Raw genomic sequence first — 8,361 nt, 5'->3', positions numbered from 1 at the left:
AACGGAACGTCACCGCCGGAAACGAAAGACCGGCCGCGCCACAGCGCGGTTCCGGCCCGTTCCGGTTTCATGACATGCCGGCGCGCTCCGGGGCGTGCGCCGGCAGGGCAGCAGGCGGCTTCGCGGTGCCGCCGCCTGCGCCAGGGCTCCTCAGGACCGGTGCCTGCCTCGCCCCGATGCGCGGCAGCGACCGGGCTCGCCGATGCCGGTCATCTCCATTGCCGGCGATTTCCGGAACAAGCTTTCCGCCGGCTTTGCCTTGCGGCGTGAAAACCCCAGGGCTGCCAGCCCGAAACCCGTGAGCGCCAGACCGGCAGGCTCCGGAACGGCCTGCACTTGCGTGCCATCCATGCGGATTCCGAGTTCAAGATAATCGAAATAATTCTCGCCCAGATCGAGCCAGGCCTGGCCGGAGTATTGCCCATATTCATCCAGCGGATCGGGAGCATTCCCGGGCATGGAGCCGCTGATCTCCAGATCGGTCACGAAGGACACCCAGTACGTCCCCGCCCCGATATTCCAGCCGAGTCCGCTCAGCCCATACCAGTCCGGAGCCACATTCGCAGCCAGACTCATCGGAGCACTGAACAGCACGTTCCCCGGAATGTTGCCGCCGTCCGCATGGATGCTGATCGTCACGTTTCCGGCACCCCCGCCCTGATTCCCGAAGAAACCTTCGATGGAGTGCACCGTGTAAGCCGAGCCGACACTGAACTCGCCGGCAAAGCCTTGCGTATAGTCGAAAGTCCAGCTGGTGCCGGCGCTGTTTGAGCCGGTATCGATAATAACCGCCGTGTGTCCGGGCGAGGCCATTAAAAGCAGGATGATCGTGATGGCAGAATTCATGAAAAGCTGCATGCGTGTTTCTCTCGAATTGAACAGCCAGGCAGCAGAGCACAATGCATACCAGAATGTAAATTGAATTCAAAAACAAATGGCTATGATTATTTGACTGATCTGCAGTCATTCTTCATGTAAAAGAATTCGACAATCAGATGTTTCCACGGCCGTAGAGTTGATGTCTGGCCGCATGCACATGAATGCGCACCCTGCATGGCTGACAGGGTTGAAAAACGAAACTCATCCAGCCACGGCTGTACCGAACGGTGCGCAGCGAGCTGCACACCCTGTGAGGCTGCTAGAACACTACGAGCCAGAGCAGTTGCTGCGCCTGACCCGGGATGCGCCGGGCAGACTCCAGAGGGCGAAGATGTGTAGATACCAATGCCCCGCGAGGGAGGAAGGGCTTGTTGGTCAATGCCTTGCTGTCGTCCTGATCCACCAGCCCTACCCGGGCGAGGGTGAGACCCGCTGCTTGCAAGTTGTGTAGATCCCCATGCCCAGAGGGGGGGTTGAGCCGCAGGATTTGGCAACGTTCCCTGCGTACAGCCGCTGCGCCCCGGCAGAGCGGGCATGGTGACGCGCGCCGGCCTGCGCGTGACCTGCGGGTCAAAGAGACTTATCCGCACTTCGAAGGCTTTGACCCACGGGTCAAAGAGACTTATCTGCACTTCGAAGGCTTTGACCCACGGGTCAAAGAGACTTATCTGCACTTCGAAGGCTTTGACCCACGGGTCGAAGAGACTTATCTGCACTTCGAAGGCTTTGACCCACGGGTTGATCGGGCGGAGCCGCACTTGCGTGCGTGTGATCCGCAGGGTCGCAGCTTCGCTGCGCAACCTGCTGAACTTGAAGCGACATCCGCCGCTTGCGGTGCGCAGCAAGCTGCAACCCTTGTGTCTTGACGATCCGGGCTGCTCCCGCCGGGCTCAACCGCCGGATGCGGAAAGCCGCATGTCCGGTGGTGTGGGAGGGCTGACCGGCGCAATCCGGTCAGCTCCACCCGATCCCGGCTCGCACAGATTCGGCGTTTGGTGGTGTGCGCATGAATGCGAACCCTACCCGGCTTGCGATGGCGGGGCGCGGAAGGCGGATTACGGCGCGCAGAGATGCCGTGAGCCTTGATACGTTTACAGTGCGCGCCTAATCCGCCCTACTCGTGCTACGCGTGCTACATAGTTCGCCCATGGACGACAGTATCTAAAAACCCTCTAATCTCTTCATTCACTTCAAATGGATACATAGCTCGTATGATAGCTGCGGAAGTCATGGACACGCCAAACTCTTCCTGAGCCCATCTGAAGAGATCTGTCAAAATCGACTTGCCTGAGGCTAGACTTTGCCTTCCTGCAGCCGTTGCCCACTCGGAATCCAGCCTCGAGCGAGTTTCTTTATTTGCCCCGGCTGCTCCAAGCCCGCGGTTCTCTCCCAAAATCTCTGCCGATATTCCATCAAAGACTTCGTCGTAGCGATCCCTAGCCAATTGATCGATTTTTTCTGCGATCTCTGTCTCAGTCGGCGCAACTATTCTTCGCGCAATGCGAGCAGCAATCAATCGCTGTATAGCACTGGGAATAAGAAGGTAGTTTTCAATTTCCTTCTTAGTCCATATATGAAGATTGATCTGATTTCTAGATGCCTGTTCTCGGCGAACCGTCATTTGATGGCGTGTATGGTAATCAGAGTCAAGAATGCAGTAGACAGCGATGTGCTCGCCTCCCGAGTTCTGAAGTAACATGGCCGAACCAACTGCGTATTGCCACCCCCCCCAGCCACCGATTGACATGCAGGGAAATGCTGCCAACCCCTCTCTGTCGTCGGGATATAGAACATCGTAGAGGTCGGACAGGTAACGAAAATCTTTACCCTCGACTAGCAGGCAACGTCGAGCATGCCAAAGCTTGGCGAGTTGAAGATTTTGTGCACTGCCAAGCTGTTCCAGCACGCGCTGCGCTGCGGGCATAGACGTAGCAAATCGAGATTCGTCTTGGCTGCGATCTATAACTAGCATGTCATCCGCATCTGTCTCAGACATGATCTCTACGGAATGCGTAGTAACGATTACCTGAGGATATGCGTGCCGAAGATAGCGAATAAGTCGCCGCTGTAGGTCTGGATGCATGTAGACATCAGGCTCATCAAGCGCGACAGAAGAATTGCCCTCAATGCGTGACAAAAACCACATTGCCTGCAACCACATCTGCAACCCATGACCCATCGTTGATAGTTCAGAAACGTAGTCATCATTTCGAATTAGCAATCGCAAATCACTTCCTCGCTCCCCCCCTTCGCCAATTAGTTCCTCAACCCTCAGTCCATTCCAAGTCTGCTCCGCCAACTCTTGGAATCTCGAAAAGCGATCATACATGAGATTAAGCTGATTTCTAAAGTGCACCGACGCAAGCGACGAAGAAAGATTTCGGCGCACGTAATCACGATCAAGAACGGTTTCTATACGCTGAACGGGAGCGACATGCGGCATTATTTCGACACGTGGCAGAAAACCTTCAGACACCATCGCGCGGGTCCGAACTATCGCCCCATCTGCAGCAATTAATACAACATGGAGCCGCCCCTCAGGCCCGATGTAAATCTTTGCAGAATTTCCGTTTGAGAACATAGCGGTGACGGTTGCGGGCGGTTCGCTATACCTATGAAATAGGTTATGAGTATTGAAATCCAAGCCTTCGATTGATGGATTTACCCCAACTTCTCTCGCTGGCAAATTTCCCCAGGCAGGAACCTGACGAAAACCGAGCGTTCGATACCTTATCGTAACAATCGACACAAGTCGCAGTGCGTCGACCAAGGTAGATTTTCCAGCATTATTCTGGCCAACAATAATTGTGCACTGCTTGAAGGGAACAATGTGATCGCTGAAGCAGCGAAAATTTTGAAGCCGGAGATTGACGAGCATTGCCAGCGCCCCTAGACGCAAAGTAGACAAACAAGCAAAAACGCGATGTCATCAGTCTTTGGTTTGCTGGATATACGACATCAAGACTAATTAATTAGATCATTGTGCATACTTTAAAATCTGGCCCAAAACGAACGCAGATCATCGCTTCTCGCCCATCCCTCCAAAAACAAACCGCCGACCCGGTCTTCCCCGGTCCGGCGGCTGCATTTTTAACCTGCCCTGCCCTCGCCCGTCCACCGGAGAGGGCACATCCTCAGAACATCTTGTTGATCGCCTCCGGGGCCGGCGGCACGACGGTCACGGCCGGGGGCAGCGGCACGCACTGGAACTGGTTGAGGATGCCGGCCGCCCATTGCTTCGCGCGCGGGAACAGTTCGCGGTCGTCGGTCTGCATGCGGCCGCGGCTGACCAGGATGCCCATGTCGGCGCCGTGGTAGCGGTAATCGCCGGCGTTGTAGACGCGCAGGTAAAACGCTTCGTCCTCGCCGGTGACACCGCCCCAGTCGATGTCGCGGCGCTCGAAGTGGATGGCGCCGTCGGCGTTCATCTTCCAGATGCCCGAGGTCGGGGCCTGCGTGATGATTTCCACCTCATCGCCGGTGTGCTTGAGGATCAGCTGGCTCCAGGTGTCGAACTCCTCCCAGCGCCGCTGCACGGCTTCGAGGTCGATCTCGTAATCGACATCCATGAATTCCAGCAGGTGGAACAGGAACATCGGCACGCCGCCATACGTCGACGTGATCAGATTCGTCATCGGGCTGGCGCCCGAGACGCGCGGATTCAGCTCGCCGAGCCAGACCTCGCCGGTGTCGGTGTCGAGCAGCCAGTCCATGCAGAAGGTGCCGCGGTAGCCCTCGCGGTACAGCCGGTCGCCGAGCCGGCGCGTCATCTCGTGCACGCGGGCGCGCGCTTCGGGCAGCACCTTCGGCGCCACGTCATTGCCGCACCAGCCGCCCTTGTACGGCGTGAGTTCCTCGAAGCCGGTGATGTCGACCATCAGCGGCCCGACCAGCGTGCCGTGGCGCGTGGCGATGCCTTCGATCGTGCCGGGCAGGTGGTTGATGCGCTTCATGACCTTCAGGTCTTCGCCGATGATCTTGTCGGCGAATTCGTCCCAGTCGGCGCGGCTGGCGATGAAGAAGGTCGTGCGACCGGAGTCGCCATAAGGCGTCTGCACGACCAGATCGCTGCCGAGGCCGACGGTGGCGGCGAGCGCGAGCAGCGCGTCGTAATCATCGGCCCGGCCGAGCACGTTCGGCACGCTGAACACGCCGGCCTCGTTGCCGATGCGCGTGGTCTCGATCTTGGAATCCAGGCGCTTGCGCAGTTCGGCCGGCGGCAGCGCGATCTCGACGCCGAGTTCCTTCGCGAGCGCCTCGGTTTCCTCATCGAACATCACCAGCACCAGCTTGCCGCCACCGGCGGCGCGCATGCGGTCGGCAATCTCCTTGTGCGACAGCAGGTAATTGTTCACGTCCTCGATCGAACGGAACTCGCGCGGGCCGGTTTCGCGCGGAATGCGGATCTTCGGGTGCCAGCCGTCGAAGGAATCGAAATAGCAGACGTATTCGAAGCGCCGCACCCAGCGGTCGAGTCCGAGCACGTTGTACGGCGTCGGCGACACGAACCAGATCGGCACGTCATTGGTGCGGAAGTACGTGAAGATTTCGGACAGGCCCTTCAGCACGGGCCGCTTGGCGGTGTTTTCGGTATTACCGGTGTTTTCTGTGTTTGCTGTGTTCATGGCGATTTCCCCGGACGGGCGATCGGTTGGAATTCGGATGGGAGCCGGAACATTCGTTTCAGTGACGGGCGGCGTGGCGAACAGGGCGCACGCGGCCCGCCAGCCGCGACAGAGCGCGGCCAGCAGTCGGTCGAACATGATTCAGGGCCGTTTTTGGGCTTCATGCCGATCACCGCTGAACACGCTGTGTTTTCAGCCCCTCCCCCCTCGCGGGGGAGGGGTTGGGGAGAGGGGGAAAAACAACGTGTCTAGCGGGATCGGTATCAGGTATTGCCGCTGCCGCGCAGCTTCTCGCTGCGCCGGCGCAGCCATTCCATGGTCAGCAGCATCAGCACCGACAGCGTGATCAGCAGCGTGGCGACCGCGGCGATGGTCGGGCTGATGTTCTCGCGGATGCCGCCGAACATCTGCATCGGCAGCGTGCGCTGCGTGGGGCTGGCGAGGAACAGCGTCACGACCACTTCATCGAACGAGGTCGCAAACGCGAACAGCGCACCGGAAATGACGCCGGGGGCGATCAGCGGCAGCACGATGCGCCGGAACACGGTCAGCGGCGGCGCGCCGAGGCTGGCGGCGGCACGCGACAGGTTGGTGTTGTAGCCCTGCAGCGTCGCAGTGACGGTGATGACGACGAAGGGCACGCCGAGCACCGCATGCGCGAGCACGAGGCCGGTGTAGGTGTTCAGCAGCCCGTGCTCGGCATAGAAGAAGTACAGGCCGACCGCGACGATGACCACCGGCACGACCATCGGCGAGATCAGGATGCCCATGATCAGGCCCTTGCCGCGGAACTCGCCGCGGGCAAGGCCGACGGCGGCCAGCGTGCCGGCAGCGGTGGCGAGCAGCGTCGCCAGCGGCGCGACGATGAAGCTGTTCTTCAGCGCCAGCATCCATTCGTTCGAGCCGAAGAACTCCGTGTACCAGCGCATCGACAGGCCGGACAGCGGGTAGCTCAGGAACGAACTCGAATTGAACGACAGCGGCACGATGACGAGGATCGGCACGATCAGGAAGATCAGGATCGCCCAGCAGATCAGCCGGAAGGCGTGATGCCAGAGGCGTTCGGGCCAGGTGGACAGCGGCAGGTTCATGGCGGCGGCTCCGGAAGCAGCGCGGACGCGGGCTCAGCGACGGGGTTGCGGGTTGCCGGCCGCGACCAGCCGGCCGTAGACCGCGTACAGGACCAGCGTCGCGGCGAGCAGCAGCGCGCCGAGCGCCGAGGCCATGCCCCAGTTGATGGTCTTGTTCGTGTAGAAGGCGACGAAGTAGCTGACCATCTGGTCCGCCGGGCCGCCGACCAGCGCCGGCGTGATGTAGTAGCCGAGCGCGAGGATGTAGGTGAGCAGGCAGCCGGCGCCGACGCCGGCGATGGTCTGCGGCACGTAGACCTTCCAGAAGGCCAGGAACGGATGCGCGCCGAGCGACACCGCTGCCCGCACGTAGTACGGCGGGATGCCCTTCATGACCGAGTACAGCGGCAGGATCATGAACGGCAGCAGGATGTGGGTCATCGCGACGATGACGCCGAAGCGGTTGAACACCAGCTCCAGCGGCTGATCGGTGAAGCCGAGCGCCATCAGCAGGCCGTTGAGCAGTCCGCCGGACTGCAGCAGCACGATCCAGGCCGCGGTGCGCACCAGCAGCGAGGTCCAGAACGGCAGCAGCACGAGGATCATCAGCAGGTTGGCCTTGCCGGGCGGCAGGATCGACAGCCAGTAGGCGACCGGATAGCCGAGCAGCAGGCACCAGGCCGTGACCACGCCGGCGATCCAGAAGGTGCGCAGGAACACGTCGATGAAGGCCGACTCGGGGTTGACGACGATCTCGCCGGCGGCGTTGTGCTCGCGATCGAGCGCGGCGAGCAGGTAGCGCGCCGTGTGCGGACCGGCGGCATTGCGGATCGCCTGCCAGTACGGCAGCTCGCCCCACTCCGGATTCGCCGCGACCAGCGCGTCCTTGTACGGGGCGCTCTCGGGGAGCTTGCGCACGGTCTTGTTCAGCAGGCTGCGGAAGCCCGAGATCTCGTAGCCGAGGCGCTTGGCCGGGATGCCGAGCCGGCCGCTCTCGCGCAACTCGCGCAGGTCGAGCGCCAGCGCCGCGTAGGCCGCTTCGCCGGGCAGCGCCTGGCCGTCCCATTTCTCCAGCACCGCCAGCGTCGCCGGCAGCGTCTTCGGCAGGTCGCTGTCATCGAAGGCGCGTTCGAGCAGCGTGCCGATCGGCAGCACGAAGCTCGCGATCAGGAACACCAGCAGCGGCGCGATCAGCGCCAGCGAGCGCAGCCGGTGCGAACGCTCGGCACGGCGCAGCTGCGCTTTCAGGACCTTGCGTTCCGCGCTCGGCAGGACGGCAGGCAGGGCTTGGGAGTCCATCACGGCTCTCCGTCAGACAGGGTGTGGAAACATCGGAAACTTCGACGACGTCGCAGGCGGACTGCGAAGCACTTCATCGCGTCGACGCGCGGCTCAGCCTGTCTCCCGTCGCCACGGGTATCTGCAGAACCCTGCAGTTTCCGCAGGCGGCAGGAAATCCACACCGACGCTCCGGCTTCGACCTCCCCTCTCCCCTTGCGGGAGAGGGGCCGGGGGAGAGGGGGGAAGCCGCTGGCACTGCGCCCGGGCGTTCCCCCTCTCCCCAACCCCTCCCCCACGAGGGGGGAGGGGCTTGCCTCGAAGCCATTGCATCACCCTGACGGTCCGGTGCGACCGGAGCCGGTGCGCAGGAACCGTCCGGAACCTGTCGCTGGTGTCGATCCCCATGCCGCCTGCGCGGCTCAGAAAAGGCAGGATGCTCGCTTCAGGCGCGCTTACTTGCCGGCGGCCCAGGCGTTGAAACGCTCTTCGAGATCCTCGCCGTACTC

At 61.2% G+C, this 8,361-nt stretch carries 5 protein-coding genes; all 5 read right to left on the bottom strand.

Translation table 11 applies throughout. The annotated features are described in order from the left end of the window. Positions 1-150 precede the first annotated feature (150 nt). Positions 151-858, bottom strand: coding sequence for a PEP-CTERM sorting domain-containing protein (locus tag PKE44_RS04895; RefSeq protein WP_324548607.1), 708 nt, complete (start codon positions 856-858; stop codon positions 151-153). A gap of 1,153 nt (positions 859-2,011) precedes the next feature. After that, a complete protein-coding gene (locus PKE44_RS04890) occupies positions 2,012-3,757 on the bottom strand; it encodes an AAA family ATPase (protein WP_324548605.1) in 1,746 nt (581 codons plus the stop codon). Positions 3,758-4,013: 256 nt separating this feature from the next. Further along, complete coding sequence (locus PKE44_RS04885; protein ID WP_324548603.1) at positions 4,014-5,504, bottom strand: biotin carboxylase; 1,491 nt, start codon at positions 5,502-5,504, stop codon at positions 4,014-4,016. Between the two features lie 263 nt (positions 5,505-5,767). Next, positions 5,768-6,595 (bottom strand): ABC transporter permease, encoded by an 828-nt coding sequence (locus PKE44_RS04880; protein WP_324548601.1) that lies wholly within the window; start codon positions 6,593-6,595, stop codon positions 5,768-5,770. 33 nt (positions 6,596-6,628) lie between these two features. Further along, positions 6,629-7,873: an ABC transporter permease gene (locus PKE44_RS04875; RefSeq protein ID WP_324548599.1), complete on the bottom strand. Its 1,245-nt coding sequence runs from the start codon at positions 7,871-7,873 to the stop codon at positions 6,629-6,631. Positions 7,874-8,361: the final 488 nt, after the last annotated feature.

Source organism: Plasticicumulans sp. (assembly GCF_035331805.1).
Taxonomy (GTDB): Bacteria; Pseudomonadota; Gammaproteobacteria; order Competibacterales; family Competibacteraceae; genus Plasticicumulans.
The sequence above is the reverse complement of the archived record's forward strand: the minus strand, read 5'-3'. Positions and strand labels throughout refer to the sequence as shown.